The following is a 15,934-nucleotide window of genomic DNA, read 5'->3' on the forward strand; positions in this document are numbered from 1 at the left end:
AAATATTAATTGTTCTCCGCCTGAGTTTCGTTCAGGGGATTTCTATGGTATACCTTACCGTCCTGAAATTCCGCAATAGACATATCGGAAGGCTTGGGTAAACGCTCATAAAACTTGGAGATTTCAATCTGCTCCCGGTTCTCAAAAATTTCCTCCAGGTTGTCAGTGTGGGTGGCGAACTCCGCCAGCTTTCCGGTCAGCTCCTCTTTAATGTCGCTTTGGATCTGATTAGCCCGCTTGCCCAAAATGGCAATGCTCTCATAAATGTTGCCGGTTTCCTTGTCCAACTCGCGTACGTTACGGGTAACGGTCGTTACCTCTGCATTTGTCTTCTTATAATCCATTGATTCGGCTTTGTTTAGGGATGCGAATTTACGCATTTTTCATAGGATGGCAAAGCATTGATTGTCAGTTTGTTCCAAAATATAACCACTTGGTATATAAGTTGTTATAATTGCTTAAAGACCTTCTCACGCGCTTAGGTATCTTTAAGGCACAGGTAAGATTGTCATGCACATGAATTCAGTGAAAGAACTATTCCTTGTGGTACTGGCTGTGTTTCTGTTTTCAGAGATACAGGCTCAGGATCTGAACCAGGTTGATGCTGCAGGAAAAAAACAGGGGAAATGGATCCGGAAATACAGTAATGGAACCAAAGCGTATGAAGGACAGTTTAAGGATGATAAACCGGTCGGGCTTTTCATCTATTACTACGAAGATGGTGTGAAAAAGCGGGAGGCTGTTTTCAGTAAGAACGGAACGGTGGCACATACCAAAGTATTTACAACCGGAGGAAAGCTGATGGCCGCCGGGAAATATGTTGACGAAAAGAAGGACAGCACATGGCGGTTCTATGCGGAGAAGGGCTGGCTGATCTCGGAGGAAAATTATATAAAGGGAAAGAGAGAAGGTTTATCTAAGAGTTATTTTGAGGACGGAACGGTCTCGTCGGAAACCACCTATAAGAACGACCGCAGAAACGGAGGAGTGACGGAATATTATGCTGACCGTTCTCCCAAAATGAAAGGAGCCTACCTGAACGATACGCTGGAAGGAAAGGTAACCTATTATTTCCCCGGAAATATTATCAGCGCGGAAGGCGTATACAAGCGAGGACTAAAGGAAGGAGTTTGGAAGCACTATACCTCGAAGGGCGTACCCGAAAGTCAGGTATTGTATAAAGGCGGAAAGGAAATTAAAAAGCAGATTGATAACGGGGTGCTCGAGGAATTTTTCCCGCCCAAAGTCAAAGCAAAGGACACGGTGGGGTATTCTCTCAAAACAAAGCCGGTTCCCCGTGCAACGTATACCATTAAAGGTGCAAAGAAGGACGGCCCCTTTGTGGAGTATCACGAAACCGGCAGGTGGGTGGTGGAAGCCAGAATGAACGAAGACGGGAAGGAAGAATATATTGAAGTACTGCAGGGACAAAAGATTAGATGCAAAGGCACTTATAAGAATGGTCTTCTCGACGGAAAGATTACATGGTTTTCCGTGGATGGCAAAATAGAGAAAGAGGAGTTCTGGGAGAACGGGGTGAAGAAGTAGCCGTATCTTTGCATCCCATGTCTAAAGGAAAAGTACTTGTTGCTATGAGCGGAGGAATAGACTCTTCCGTTGCCGCCCTTTTGTTGCATGAGCAGGGATATGAAGTGGTGGGAATAACCATGAAAACATGGGACTATGCCGCATCCGGGGGAACAAAAAAGGAAACGGGATGCTGTTCCCTTGACTCCATCAACGACGCACGTCAGCTGGCAGTTGATCATGGTTTTCCGCATCTGATATTGGATATCCGTAACGAATTCGGGGATTATATCATTGACAATTTTGTTCAGGAGTACATGGCAGGACGTACACCCAATCCCTGTGTGTTGTGCAATACGCATATTAAATGGGAGGCACTGCTGAAACGGGCGGATCAGCTGAAGTGTGATTTTATTGCTACCGGCCATTATGCACAGGTGCGGAAGGAAAACGGCAGGTATGTGGTGTCAAAGGGAATTGACACGAAAAAGGATCAGTCCTATGTGCTGTGGGGACTCACCCAGGAGAGCCTGAGGCGAACGATATTTCCTCTGGGGCACATGCAAAAATCCGAGATTCGCAGAATCGCCGAGCAAAGAGGATACGGCGAGCTGGCTAAAAAGCCGGAAAGTTATGAGATCTGTTTTATCCCGGATAATGATTACAGGAGTTTTCTAAAAAGAAAAGTGAGCGGATTGGACAAGAAGTTGGAAGGAGGTAATTTTGTACTGTCCGATGGCACCATAGCCGGCAAGCACAAGGGCTATCCTTTTTATACCATTGGTCAGCGCAAAGGACTGGATATCGCGTTGGGGGAGCCGGTATTCGTTACTCATATTGATGCGCAGACTAACACGGTGTATTTGGGTCGTCAGGAGGATCTTCAAAAGCAGGAGATGAAAGTGGGTAAGATCAATCTTATCAAATATTCGGAATTACCCCGGGAATTTCAGGGCATTACCCGCATCCGCTATAAAGATCCCGGCACTTTAGCCACGATTACACAAGAAGGGCAGGAATTGAAGGTACTTTTTCACGCACCCGTGTCGGCTATTGCGCCGGGGCAGAGTGCTGTTATTTACGAGGGCAACGACCTTGTGGGAGGGGGAATTATTGAGTGATTCATTCCATTGGCGTATTTCCATTTCAAGTAGTATCTTTGGGTAATGAAGAGGCACGCTTCATGGTGTTTTACAGCCCTGGTTCCGGTGTTGCTGATTTCCGCCTGTAAAAAGGACGGGCCGGCACCCAACGTAGGTTTTAGTTATTGCCCTGAAAAAACCGGCAGTTATATTGAGTACGAGGCAGATAGTTTTGTGATGGATGAACAATGGGCGCCCGGGCAAGACACCACCTACTACTTTCGTATTAAGGAAGTACAACGTTCCGTGTTCACCGATAACGAAGGACGCCGTTCCATACGTATTGAGCGGTACAAGAAAAAGTTTAATCCTGCGGTGCCTTATTCCCAGCAGAGCTGGACTTTCACCGATGCCTGGTACCTTACCCGCACCACCCGGGGAGTAGAAAGGGTGGAGGAGGATATGCGCTACTTACGCCTGATCTTTCCGGTAAAAACAGGTGCCGACTGGAACGGAAACAGTATGAATGTAATGGAGGAATGGCCCTACACCTATCGCTCGGCCCACTCCCAGGAAACAATTAACGGATTACCTTTTGATTCAGTAGCCACCGTAGAGCAGATAAATTATTCGGACCTTGTTACTACCAAATACGGTGTCGAAAAGTACGCCGCGGGGCTCGGCCTGGTATATAAAAAGCTGATATTGCTGGGAAAACAGCAGTCTTTTCCCAATCAGCCTCCTCCCTACGGAGATACGGTATCACTGCAAAGCCAGTATTGGTATTATCCTGATAAGGCAGTGATCTATGAACAACGTATTCTTTCCTATGGCACAGAGTAGAAACGCAAAATCTTAACCACATCAACACACTCTCCTCTCATATCTTATTTTCATATCTTATATCTTTTATATCTCTTAACTTTTATATCTTTTATCCTATTTTTCCTCCCCCACCATGCTAAAACTATTATACCTTCTTCCGCTGATACTTTCTGTTGAATGCTTTGCACAAACCAAATACTGGGTGCAATTCACGGACAAGAACAATACTCCTTATACCGTAACCAATCCAGCGGCATTCTTATCCAGCCGATCAATACAAAGGAGAGCGAACCAGGGTATACCAGTTACGGTGCAGGACCTGCCGGTGGATCCGAATTACATTCAACAAGTGCTCAATGCCGGGGCGGTTACATTGATTAATCGTTCAAAATGGTTCAATGCCATTACAATTCAAACTTCAGATGCCAATGCCCTTACTGCAATTCAGGGATTTTCTTTTGTGGTGAACGTGCAGCCGGTACAGCGTTATGTGCTGAACAACGACATTGAAGAGCAAAGTATTTCGCCTGTGGATTTTACACAGCGTATTGATTTTACCGAAGAGCCAACGGCCTTTAATTACGGTACATCTTACACACAGGTGAATCAGATCGGGATGGTGTGTATGCACAATCAGGGATGGACGGGGAACAACATGGTGATCGCTGTGCTCGATGCCGGCTTTCTGAACGCAGATACTCTGCGGATTTTCGATAGTCTTTTTTTACAAAACCGGATTCTCGGTACATGGGATTTTGTAAGCAACAATGCATCAGTGTATGAAGATAACGGCCACGGCACAATGGTGCTCAGTTGTATGGGAGCAAACTGGCCGGGTGTGATGATTGGCACAGCACCCCATGCTAAATACTGGCTGTTGCGAACAGAGGAAGCGGCAACGGAGTATGTGATCGAGGAGGATAACTGGGTTTCAGGTGCAGAATTTGCAGACAGCGTGGGAGCCGATGTGCTAAACACCTCCCTTGGCTATACGGTTTTTGATAATTCATCCCAGAATCATACGTATCAGGACATGGATGGGAATACCACACGCATTACCATTGCAACAGACATTGCGGTAAGCAAAGGAATGTTCGCAGTGAACTCAGCAGGGAATTCCGGTAACAATTCATGGAATTTTATCGGTGCTCCCGCGGATGCAGACAGTGTACTTGCGGTGGGCGCCGTAGACGGAAGCGGAGCCTACGTAAATTTTTCATCGAATGGCCCAACCTATGACGGTCGTGTGAAGCCGAATGTGGCGGCAATGGGGTCGGGTGTGGTAGTAGCCAATCCATCCGGAGGCATAACCACATCGGGAGGAACATCCTTCGCTTCTCCGCTTACGGCCGGATCGGTTGCCGCACTTTGGGGCGCACACCCTACATATAACGTAATGACAATTTTTAATGCCATTCAAACCACCGCATCGCAGTTCGCTAATCCCGATACCCTGCTGGGATACGGAATCGCCAATTTCTGCAATGCCAACCTTACGGTGGGAAGTACCGGCCCTTCCCCGTTTAACAACAGTATGATCCTTCAGCTTTTCCCGAATCCTACGTCCGGAGAATTCTATTTCGATTTCTATTCAGCGGAAACGCAGGATATCATTGTTAGCCTTACAGATGTAGCCGGAAGAGAGCTGCTGCTTGACGGACGGCATGTGCAAAATAATTCAACCACACGGTTCATGGTAAGGGAAGTGCCTTCATTCAACAGCGGGGTTTACATCCTTAAGCTTACCACACGCTCAGGGCAGATTGTAAGAAGAATCGTAAAGAAGTAAATTTATTTTTTCCGGAAATCGTAATCGCCGGTTTCAAGAAAATCCGGCAGGCTGAGCGTGAGGCCGGACACATTTCCGCCTTTCAAATCCAGGTGCAGTATACTCCACCGGAACTCCGGATCGTTGTAAGTGAGATAGAATTCATCCGGCCCAAGGTACAGGAGTTTACCGATCAGATTCGGATGGGCCGAAAAACGCATCTGGTAATGATCTTTTTCCGGCTGCACGGTAATCTCACCGTAATGCGTGTTGTGGTATTTGCCCGGAAAACTATTTTTTATATTTCCGGGAATTTTCGCCTTCGGATCGATCCGCGACAGGAGCAGTTTCTTTTCTTCTTCTCTTTTTTCTTTGAAATAGGTGAATTGTTCATACGCCTTCCGGCAATGATCCATATCGCTTGTGCCCAGGTAGGCATCCAGAATTTTATAAAAAAGACATTCAAACAGCTCCTGATCGTCGTAATTGGTGAGTATAACTACCCCAAAGCCTTCCTCGGGAAGAAAACCACAGCGCGAAAGCATGCCGTCTACACCGCCGGAATGGGAGATAAGAAGCTTTCCGTGGTAATCGTTCAGAAACCAACCCAATCCGTAGTTGCCAAAATGCTGCCGCCCGGGGGTTTGTGCATTCGGTAGTCCGGTGAAGATCAGTGTGCGTGCCTTCCATGTGTTCCATATTGCCTGACGCTGAATAGGCGCATTCAGTGTGTCCAGCTGGTAAAGAAGCCACTTTGACATATCCGAAACGGAAGAAAGGATGGAGCCACACGGCGCAATGTTGTCAATGTTCCGGTGAGGGATGGAAATAACTTCTTCTTTGTCATTATAGGTATGGGGAGATGCTACGTTTTTTTGCAGAAGCAGATCATTGGTAGAGGTCAGTGTGTGCGTCATCCCAAGCGGAGAGAGAATCATTTCCTTCACAAGTGTATGCCAGTCTTTTCCTGTAGCACGTTTCAGAATCTCTCCCGTTACAGCGTACCCCATGTTGAAATAACCGAAGCGTGTGCGGTAGTCGTAAGAAGGCTGAAGATAGCGAAGCCGGTAGATAAGATCCGCAGTAGAGTAGGAAGAACCCCATGCCACAAAGTCGCCGGCGAATGTTTTGAAGCCTGCGCGGTGCGAAAGCATATCTGCTATGGTGGCATACTTTCCGGCCATGGAATCCATAAGCAGGAAATCGGGAATAAATTTGCTCACACGATCGTCTGCAGAGAGGTTACCGCGCAGTTCCAGCATACTCACAAGTGTTCCCGTGAACGCCTTGGTATTGGATCCAATGGCGAAAAGCGTATGTTCATCCACTTTTTCGGGTTTGCCTGTTTCCCGAACGCCGTAGCCTTGAGAGAAAACAACTTTTCCGTGGTAAACAATAGCCACGGCCATCCCGGGTACTTTCCAGCGTTTCATTTCCATCTCAATGATGGAATCCATAAATGGAAACGTTCCAGGAATTTGGGCAAAAAAAGCAGCGCTTTTAAAAGCGAAGCAAATCAGAAGAATATAAGATGCTCTTTTCATGATCAGAGATGGATCACCTCTCCATAGGCCGCTGCGGCGGCTTCCATTACCGCCTCACTCATGGTGGGATGAGGATGCACACCCTTGATGATCTCCTGTCCGGTAGTCTCCAACTTTCGTGCCATCACAATCTCCGCGATCATCTCCGTTACATTCATGCCGATCATGTGTGCTCCAAGTAATTCTCCGTATTTCGCATCGAAGATCAGCTTTACAAAACCATCTTTGTTCCCCCCGGCACTGGCTTTACCCGATGCGGTGAACGGAAACTTCCCAACCTTGATCTCCAGCCCCTTTTCCCTCGCCATTTTTTCAGTTATACCTACGGATGCCACTTCAGGAGTGGTGTAGGTACAGCCGGGAATATTCCTGTAATCAATCGGCTCCGGATGGTGTCCGGCGATCTTTTCTACACAGGTGATTCCTTCCGCGGAAGCCACATGCGCAAGCGCCTGCCCGCCCACACAGTCACCGATGGCATAATAACCCGGAATATTGGTCTGATAATACTTGTCTGTAACAATTTTTCCTTTGTCGGTAACAATGCCGGTCTCTTCCAACCCAATATTTTCCAGGTTGGCCTGGATTCCCACCGCGCTCAGCACTACCTCGCATTCAATCTGCTCCTCGCCCTTCGGTGTTTTGATCTTTACCTTGCAGCCGGTACCTTGTGTATCTACGGACAGCACCTCAGAGGAAGTAAGCACCTGCATACCGGTTTTTTTGAAGGAACGTTCCAGCTGTTTGGAAACTTCCTCGTCCTCCAGAGGCACAATTCCCGGGAGAAATTCTACAAGCGTCACCCGGGTTCCCATGGTCTGATAAAAATAAGCGAACTCTGATCCGATGGCGCCTGAGCCTACTACCACCATGCTTGCGGGTTGTTTCGGCAAGGTCATGGCTTCGCGGTATCCGATGATTTTTTTTCCGTCCTGCGGAAGATTGGGAAGTACTCTTGAACGTGCTCCGGTAGCGATAATTATATGTTTTGCTTCAAGCAGCGTAATCTTTCCGCTCTCGTCTTTTACTTCTACTTTCTTTCCGGGTTTCACCTTCCCTGTCCCTTTGATCACTTCCACCTTGTTTTTTTTCATCAGAAACTGTACCCCCTTGCTCATGCCTTCGGCCACTTCGCGGGAACGTTTTACCACCGCGGAAAAATCTGCAACTGGCTTTCCTGATACCGTTATCCCGTAGTCGGCTGCGTGATTCAGGTAATCAAAAACCTGCGCCGATTTGAGAAGCGCCTTCGTTGGAATACATCCCCAGTTCAGACAGATCCCTCCCAGCTCGGAACGCTCCACCACTGCTGTTTTCAAGCCGAGCTGTGAAGCACGAATGGCCGCTACATATCCTCCCGGACCGGAGCCAATGATGATAATATCAAAGTTCATAAGGATCAGATTATTTCCCGACGAAATTAAGGAAATTACCGATGGACGTAGCTTTCTGCGCCGACATCTTTCCGGCTCATTTTCAACACTCTATTTATTACCTTTGGATTCATGTTGCATTACAGTTTATCCTTACCGCACCCGCAGGATCATTTCATTCATATCCGTTTCCGCGCCGATAATATTTGTGGAAAGCATACCGAGGTGGCCCTGCCTGCCTGGAGACCCGGGAGATATGAAATAGGAAATTTTTCGCGGAATATCCGGCAATGGCAGGCGATGGATGAGAACGGACGCAATCTTAACCACCGCAAAACCGACCGCAATACCTGGCGGGTCGACACGGAAGGCGTAAACACACTTATCATCGATTATTCCTATTACGCTGCAGAGATCAATGCGGGTTCCTCCTTTCTGGATGAAACCCAGATGTATGTGAACCCGGTCAATCTTGCCCTCTACATCCCCGGACGGCTGAAAGAGGAATGTACGGTTGAGCTTCGCGTTCCTGCCGTATGGAAAGTAGCCTGCGCAATGAAAAGAGAGGAATGGGTGACCGACGGAGAACCGGAAGGATGGAAGCGCGAAATCATGCACGCAGAGAATTTTCATGAAGTGGCCGATTCGCCTTTTATTGTAAGTCCCACCCTGCTTCACAATCTCTTCATTATGGACGGAGTGGAATTCAATCTCTGGTTCCAGGGAGAGATTAAACCCGACTGGCCCAGGCTCATCAACGATTTTTTCATTTTCATCAACGAACAGTTCATGATGATGAAGGAAGTGCCGACGAAGGTGTACCATTTTCTCTTTCAGATTCTGCCCTACCGTTTTTATCATGGAGTGGAACACCTGAATTCGACCGTGATTGCGCTCGGACCCTCCCATAGTATTATGCAGGGCAAAGGATACGAGGATCTTCTGGGTGTTAGTTCGCATGAACTCTTCCATGCCTGGAATGTTAAGTGCATTCGCCCGGAAGAAATGCACCCCTACGATTACTCAAAGGAGAATTATTCCAGACAGGGCTTTGTCTATGAGGGGGTAACTACGTATTACGGCGATCTTTTTCTTTTCCGCTCCGGGGCATTCAGCGCCGGCCAGTGGAGACAAACCTTCAATGAGCGACTGCAAAAGCATTTCGATAATCCGGGTCGCTTTAACATGTCTGTAGCCGAATCCTCCTTTGATACCTGGGTAGATGGTTATGTCACCGGCATTCCTAACCGTAAGACAAATATTTACGACGAAGGGTGCCTGCTGGCGTTTGCAACGGATGTTCTCATCCGTGAAAATTCCAATCATAAGCGTTCACTCGATGACGTGATGCGTACACTGTATTACGATTACGCAAAAAAAGGAGCAGGTTATTCCGAGGGAGATTATATCAAAGCGGTGAATGCAGCGGCAGGTGCCGATCTCGGATCGGTATTTCAGCGGTATGTTTACGGGAAAGAGGATTACACTCCTCTTCTCCGGCATGGCCTGGATGTGATGGGAATGGAACTCCGGGAAGAGCCCTCTTCGAGATATCATGAAGCTTTCATCGGATTCAAGATTCAGGAAAGCGCAGGATCATGCCGGGTCGCTGCAGTTCATCCCGGATCCGTGGCCGATATTTCCGGAATACGAATCGGCGACGAGATTGTTTCAGTAAATGGATACCGCGTGAACAATGACCTGGAGCAGTGGTGCCGTTATTTCGCCGGTGATCCCATGATCTTTTTTGTTTTTCGCGCGGGAGAAATGAAAATGTGTAAGACCATACCGCTGAAAGAAACGTATTATAAACGATGGACGGTGCAAATGCAGCCCACCCTATCTGAAGCACAGAAACGTGCTTATACCGGGTGGTGTAAAATGCCGCCGGAACCAGTATGACCAGGCTGGAAGACGAACTACTGGATCTCGAACCGGGAGAATCACTCGAGAAGGGACGACCTTCCTTCTTGACAGGACTATGTATTCTTTCCTGGGCGGGATGTGCATTCTCTTTTTTAACCGGTGCTTGGGCTCTGATTCAGGTGATGGAATTGGGAGGAGTAGGGGCGTTAATGCCTGCGTATTATATTCTCTTTCAAGTGCTCACACTCACCCTGATCATCCTTTGTGCCGCCGGGGTATTCGGTATGTGGAAACTCAAACGCTGGGGTTTCTTTGTCTACCTGATTGGAGAATTCGGCCCGGTGACCATTAATGTTATTACCGTAGTGAGTCAATTACAGGGATTGGATACAGGGTTTAATTCCATGCTTTTCAGCTTTTCGGGCATCACCAGTCTGATCATTCCCGTCGTCTTTTCCGTCCTTTACGGGATCAATTTCAGACACCTCAGGTAGGCCGACCAGAAGACACGGCGTAACAAATTGTAAATCAATAAATTGCGAGACCATTTGCGCTTGATGCTTTGGCCCTGATTGATTACTTTTGTTCCCCTTTACAACCGTTTAACCTTCAGAAGCTATGAATATGAAAAGATGTGTCTTCCTTTTTGTGATTTTAACCGGCCTGAGTCTTGCGGCACAGAATAATTCCGGTGAGCAGATTCTCATGACTGTTGGCGGCGATGCCGTGACCGTACGTGAATTTGAAAATGTGTACAAGAAAAATCCTGCCGCAAATACTACGGATCAAAAAAGCCTGGAAGAGTATCTGGAATTGTTCATCAATTTCAAGCTAAAGGTGCGAGAGGCGAAGACCCTGGGCATGGATACCACCATCGGGTTTAAGAATGAACTCAACGGATACCGAAAACAATTAAGCCAGCCTTACCTGACCGATACACTCATCACAGACAAGCTACTTAAGGAAGCGTATGACCGCATGCAGTTTCACCTGGGATGCAGTCATATTTTGATCAAAGTGGATCCCAACGCCCTCCCTAAAGATACAATGGCCGCCTATCTGAAGATTATGAAGATCCGTGACCGCATTGTGAAGGGAAAGGAGAACTTCGGCAAACTGGCCGAACAGGTTTCTGAAGACCCTTATGCAAAGGGAAATCTCGGAAGTCTCGGCTATTTCACTGCCCTGGCCGGATTTGTTTATCCGTTTGAGAGCGGCGCCTATAACGCCAAAGTAGGAGAGGTAACCATGCCGGTGCGCACGCAATTTGGTTATCATCTCATTCTGGTTACAGAGAAGGTGGCTCATGTGGATATTTATACATCTCACATCATGATTAAACTTTCTAAAACATCCACCAAGGAAGATTCTTTGAATGCGAAGAAAAAAATAGATGAGATTTATGAAAAATTGAAAAATGGCGCGGACTGGAATGAGTTGTGCAAGCAGTTTTCCGACGATAACGGCACAAAATCGCGCGGAGGCGAGCTTCCCGCACTTAGTATGTCTTCTAATTTTCCACAGGAATTCAAAGCAGCGGCAATGAAGCTGGGCAAAGACGGAGACTTCTCGCCGCCCTTCACAACGCGTTTCGGCTGGCACGTAGTAAAACGAAACAGCGCTAAAACATTGCCTCCTTTTGCCGACATGAAGAACGATCTGAAGAGCCGCGTTGCCAAGGATATGCGATCGAACACCGGCCGCGATGCGCTCATCGGGAAAATTAAAAACTGGTATGGCTTTAAAGAGAGCAAAATGAATCTTCCGGAACTGAAGAAGATGCTGGATAGCACCGTATTCACCGGCAAGTGGACTTCTGAAAAATGCACCAAGATGGTGAAGCCGCTGTTCATTCTCGATGGAAAAACGTATACCCAGTTTGATCTCGCTAAATATATTGAAACGCATATGGTGGTGAAGAACAAGACCGACCTGGAACTATTTCTGAATACCATGTACAAGACCTGGGTAGAGGAATCGCTCGTAGCGTACGAGGAGACCAAGCTGGAGCAGAAATATCCCAAGTTCAAGTCGCTGATGGAGGAATACCGCGACGGAATACTGCTATTCGATCTTACAGATAAAAAAGTATGGTCTAAGGCCGTGAAGGATACCGCCGGGTTGCGCAAGTACTATGAAGCCAATAAAGGCAAATGGCTCTGGGACGAACGCGCGGATGTAAGTACCTGGTCGTGCAAGGACGCGAAAGTAGCAGGGGCTGTTAAGAAGTTGCTTGCCAAAGGTGTGTCTGAGAAAGATATTCTGGCAAAGATGAATAAGAAAGTAAAGGATAACGTAACGGTTACCACAAAAATCTACATGAAGGGAGAGAATGCAACCGTGGATGCGAACTGGACACCGGGTGTTACAAAAGACCAGACGGAAAGCGGGCGTGTTGTTTTTATGAATGTGAACAAGCTGGTGAAGCCTACGCCGAAGTCATTGGCTGAATGTAAAGGGCTGGTAACGGCGGATTACCAGACACACCTGGAAAAGGAATGGCTGGCGGAGCTGAAGGGAAAATACAAGGTGGAGGTGAATAAAGACGTGCTGAAGACCATCAAGTGATATTGAGTTCACTCATCGGAAAAGTCGGGCGCGTTTTTTTACAGCGCCCGATTTATTTCATCCTGTTTCCCCTGTTATTATCCTGCGGAAGCGGAGAGTCCGTGAACCGAAAGGTAGTAGCCCGGGCCGGCGACCAGGTATTGTATGAAGATGAATTGAGGGAGATGGTTCCGGTGGATATGACCGGGCAGGATAGCCTTACACTCGTGAAACAGGTGATGGAGACCTGGGCACGGGAGGCGGTGGTGTTGCAAAAGGCAGAGAATAATCTCATGGAGATCAAAGATATCGAGCGTAAGATCCGGGATTACCGGCAGTCGCTGATCGTATATGCCTATGAAAAGGCACTGATTTCCCAATACCTCGATACAAATGTTACCGGCGAGGATATCGAGCAGTATTATAAGGAACACCCGGAGTCTTTTACCCTGAAGGACAATATCATAAAGGTCAGCTACGTTAAAGCAGAGCGGAAGGCACCGGAGCTGAATAAAGTGAAAAAGTGGTATCGTTCAGACGAGGAATCCGACCGGCAGCACCTGCTGGTGTGGTGCTCGAGGAATGCCGCCAATTTTTTCCTGGACGACACCTGGCTGCTCTTCGACGATGTGCTCAAGGAAGTGCCTATCAAATTGTATGATAAGGAATCGTTTTTACAGTATAACCGCTTTGTGGAAGTGCAGGATTCAACGTATTATTATTTCCTGAATATCCGCGGATTCCGGATTAAGAATACCCTCTCACCTTTACCTTTTGAGCGGGAGAATATCCGGAGCCTGTTGTTAAATAAACGCAAACTGGAACTGATAGCCCGTATAAAAGGCGATCTTTACGATGAAGCCGTGAGTGGCGGCGAAGTAGAATTTTACTGATATGAAAAAGCTAGTACTTTCATTACTCACCTTATTTTCCGCATCAGGAATTTTGGCCCAGGATACAATAACACTGGACAGGATTGTGGCAGTGGTGGGAAACAACATTATACTCGAATCGGAGATTGCATCACAAATTGCCGAGTACAAGCGGCAGGGAGAACCAATTCCTCCCAATGCGAAATGCATCCTGCTCGAACAACTGCTTGTGCAGCGCCTGCTGCTGGCGCAGGCGATCCGGGATAGTGTGGAAGTGTCCGATCAGGAGGTAGAGTCGGAGTTGGATCGTCGCCTGAAGTATTTTATCGGAAAGGTAGGAGGGGATGTGGCAGCATTCGAAAATTTCTATGGGAAGCCGGTGGAGGTATTCAAAGAGGATTACCGTGACGATGTGAAGAATATGCTTCTGATTCAGCGCATGACTTCAAAAATTACCGGAGATCTGGACGTTTCCCCGCTGGAGGTTCAGCAGTATTTTGAATCGTTACATCCCGACAGCGTTCCGTTTATCAACGCCCAGGTGGAGATCGGACAGATTATGAAAAAACCGGTAGTGAATAAAGAAATGAAGGAGTATGCACGGATGAAGGCGGAGGAGATTTATAAAGATGCAAAAGCAGGGAAGGATTTTACTGTACTTGTGAAAGCCTATTCCTGCGACCCCGGATCCAATGGAAAACAAGGCGCTCCTACGTATTATACCAATATAGGGCGAAACACATTCGTACCCGAGTTTGAGCAGTGGGCCTTCTCCCTGAAACCGGGAGAGATTTCTCCGGTGTTCGAATCACCCTTTGGCTATCATGTACTGAAGCTGCTGGCGCGCAAAGGAGAATTTGTGGATGTGGCTCACGTACTGGTTTGCATTGAAACCTCCGATGAGGATTTGAAGAAGGCGCGCACTTTTCTGGATTCCCTCGGTTCGATGATCGCAAAGGATTCCATCTCTTTTGTAGAAGCCGCCTCCCGTTTTTCAGACGATGAGGAGACCAAGATCAGTGGCGGATCAGTTTATAACCCTTTTACGGGAGAATATAAATTTGAAATGGAGCAGCTCAGCCAGTTCGATCCGGCCTTGTTTCTGGTGGTGGATAAACTCGGTTCCGGAGAAGTATCCGCTTCTCTTCCAACTTCCGACCGTACAGACGGGAAGCAGGCATTCCGTATAATATATATTAAGAGCAGGACCCAACCCCACCGCGCAAACATGAAAGAGGATTACCAACGCCTGAAAGACGATGCACAGGCGGCCAAGGAAGAAAAGCTGTTGCGCGATTGGGTAAATAAAAGAACCGGTGGTGTGCACGTTTGGATAGCGGATGATTTTAAATCCTGTTCTTTCGGCTCAGTTTGGATCAAACCTTAACTCTGTAAATAGTTACTCCATGTATTCCTCCGATGTTGATGCAGTAAAAGCCCTTGTTCAAAAGAAAACCGAACTGGAAAATGAGATCGGAAAGATCATCGTGGGGCAGAAAGAAGTGATTCATGATGTTCTGATTTCTATTTTCTCAAGAGGCCATTGCTTGCTGGTGGGCGTACCGGGTCTGGCAAAAACGCTGCTGATTAATACACTGGCCGATACGCTGGGGCTCTCCTTTAACCGGATCCAGTTTACTCCGGATCTGATGCCGAGCGACATTATTGGTTCCGAAATCCTGGACGAAGGCAGGAACTTCCGGTTTGTCAGAGGGCCTGTGTTTTCAAATATTATTCTGGCCGACGAGATCAACCGTACACCTCCTAAAACACAGTCGGCCCTCCTGGAGGCCATGCAGGAAAGGGCGGTTACCGCAGCAGGGAAACGCTATCCGCTGGACGATCCTTTCTTTGTGCTGGCTACCCAGAATCCGATTGAGCAGGAGGGAACTTACCCGCTGCCGGAGGCGCAGTTAGACCGATTCATGTTTAACATCTGGCTCGATTACCCCTCCTTTGAAGAGGAGCTTCAGGTGGTCCGACAAACTACTTCGGACCGCAAAGTAGACATGAAAAAGGTGCTTGATGCTAAAGAAATCCTCTTTTTTCAGGAATTAATCCGGCGAATTCCGGTGCCGGAAAACGTGCTTTCCTATGCGGTAAAACTGGCCATAAAAACCCGTCCGAACACCCCCGGTGCTTCGCCCGGAGCAAATCAGTATTTGGCATGGGGAGCCGGCCCGAGGGCATCACAGTTTCTTGTACTTGGAGCAAAATGCAATGCCGCATTAAAAGGAAAGTATTCTCCTGATATTGAAGATGTTAATGCCATTGCAAGTGCCGTTCTCCGCCATCGTGTAGTGCGGAATTATAAGGCGGAAGCGGAGGCTATAACCACCGATCAGATCATCCACGGAATGCTCGAAAAGTGATTTTTTTTTAAACTTTTTGCCAACCTGTTAGCGTTTCGTTTTCAGCACTTAAGCACCGTGCCTCTTTAAGTCTTTGTTAAAAACCTTGTTCATAAGTGCGTGAGTATCATATTCAAAACCGGTTCATTCAGGGAATAGCTTTGCGTAACCAACACAGA

The 15,934-nt window shown here is 47.5% G+C and carries 13 protein-coding genes; 10 read left to right on the forward strand and 3 right to left on the reverse strand.

Going from position 1 to position 15,934, the window contains the following annotated elements; translation table 11 throughout:
• Positions 1–5 precede the first annotated feature (5 nt).
• On the reverse strand, positions 6–344 hold the full coding sequence (locus IT233_04695; GenBank protein MCC7301918.1) for a DNA-directed RNA polymerase subunit omega: 339 nt from the start codon (positions 342–344) through the stop codon (positions 6–8).
• A 172-nt stretch (positions 345–516) separates the two neighbouring features.
• On the opposite strand from IT233_04695, the gene IT233_04700 reads away from it, so the two are divergent.
• The 4 genes from IT233_04700 (at position 517) to IT233_04715 (ending at position 5,223) form a co-directional block, all read left to right on the forward strand.
• Positions 517–1,548 carry a hypothetical protein gene (locus IT233_04700; protein MCC7301919.1) on the forward strand — a complete coding sequence of 344 codons (1,032 nt, stop codon included), beginning with the start codon at positions 517–519 and terminating at the stop codon, positions 1,546–1,548.
• 17 nt (positions 1,549–1,565) lie between these two features.
• Positions 1,566–2,648 carry a tRNA 2-thiouridine(34) synthase MnmA gene (gene mnmA, locus IT233_04705; protein ID MCC7301920.1) on the forward strand — a complete coding sequence of 361 codons (1,083 nt, stop codon included), beginning with the start codon at positions 1,566–1,568 and terminating at the stop codon, positions 2,646–2,648.
• 45 nt (positions 2,649–2,693) lie between these two features.
• Complete coding sequence (locus tag IT233_04710) at positions 2,694–3,452, forward strand: hypothetical protein (GenBank protein MCC7301921.1); 759 nt, start codon at positions 2,694–2,696, stop codon at positions 3,450–3,452.
• Between the two features lie 115 nt (positions 3,453–3,567).
• Positions 3,568–5,223 carry a S8 family serine peptidase gene (locus IT233_04715; GenBank protein ID MCC7301922.1) on the forward strand — a complete coding sequence of 552 codons (1,656 nt, stop codon included), beginning with the start codon at positions 3,568–3,570 and terminating at the stop codon, positions 5,221–5,223.
• 2 nt (positions 5,224–5,225) lie between these two features.
• Here IT233_04715 and IT233_04720 read toward each other — a convergent pair whose 3' ends face one another.
• Both IT233_04720 and lpdA read right to left on the reverse strand, forming a co-directional pair.
• Complete coding sequence (locus IT233_04720; GenBank protein ID MCC7301923.1) at positions 5,226–6,659, reverse strand: serine hydrolase; 1,434 nt, start codon at positions 6,657–6,659, stop codon at positions 5,226–5,228.
• Positions 6,660–6,748: 89 nt separating this feature from the next.
• Positions 6,749–8,140, reverse strand: coding sequence for a dihydrolipoyl dehydrogenase (gene lpdA / locus IT233_04725; protein ID MCC7301924.1), 1,392 nt, complete (start codon positions 8,138–8,140; stop codon positions 6,749–6,751).
• A gap of 111 nt (positions 8,141–8,251) precedes the next feature.
• Here lpdA and IT233_04730 point away from each other — a divergent pair, with 111 nt between their 5' ends.
• From IT233_04730 to IT233_04755, 6 genes are all read left to right on the forward strand, one after another.
• Positions 8,252–10,021, forward strand: a complete 1,770-nt coding sequence (locus IT233_04730; GenBank protein MCC7301925.1) for a M61 family metallopeptidase — start codon at positions 8,252–8,254, stop codon at positions 10,019–10,021.
• Positions 10,018–10,479 (forward strand): hypothetical protein, encoded by a 462-nt coding sequence (locus IT233_04735; protein MCC7301926.1) that lies wholly within the window; start codon positions 10,018–10,020, stop codon positions 10,477–10,479. The genes IT233_04730 and IT233_04735 overlap by 4 nt, the downstream gene beginning before the upstream one ends.
• A gap of 124 nt (positions 10,480–10,603) precedes the next feature.
• Complete coding sequence (locus tag IT233_04740) at positions 10,604–12,553, forward strand: peptidylprolyl isomerase (GenBank protein ID MCC7301927.1); 1,950 nt, start codon at positions 10,604–10,606, stop codon at positions 12,551–12,553.
• Positions 12,554–12,555: 2 nt separating this feature from the next.
• On the forward strand, positions 12,556–13,425 hold the full coding sequence (locus tag IT233_04745; GenBank protein MCC7301928.1) for a hypothetical protein: 870 nt from the start codon (positions 12,556–12,558) through the stop codon (positions 13,423–13,425).
• A 1-nt stretch (position 13,426) separates the two neighbouring features.
• Positions 13,427–14,791, forward strand: coding sequence for a peptidylprolyl isomerase (locus IT233_04750; protein ID MCC7301929.1), 1,365 nt, complete (start codon positions 13,427–13,429; stop codon positions 14,789–14,791).
• Positions 14,792–14,810: 19 nt separating this feature from the next.
• Positions 14,811–15,776: an AAA family ATPase gene (locus IT233_04755; protein ID MCC7301930.1), complete on the forward strand. Its 966-nt coding sequence runs from the start codon at positions 14,811–14,813 to the stop codon at positions 15,774–15,776.
• Positions 15,777–15,934 lie beyond the last annotated feature (158 nt).

This window comes from Bacteroidia bacterium (assembly GCA_020852255.1).
GTDB lineage: Bacteria > Bacteroidota > Bacteroidia > JADZBD01 > JADZBD01 > JADZBD01.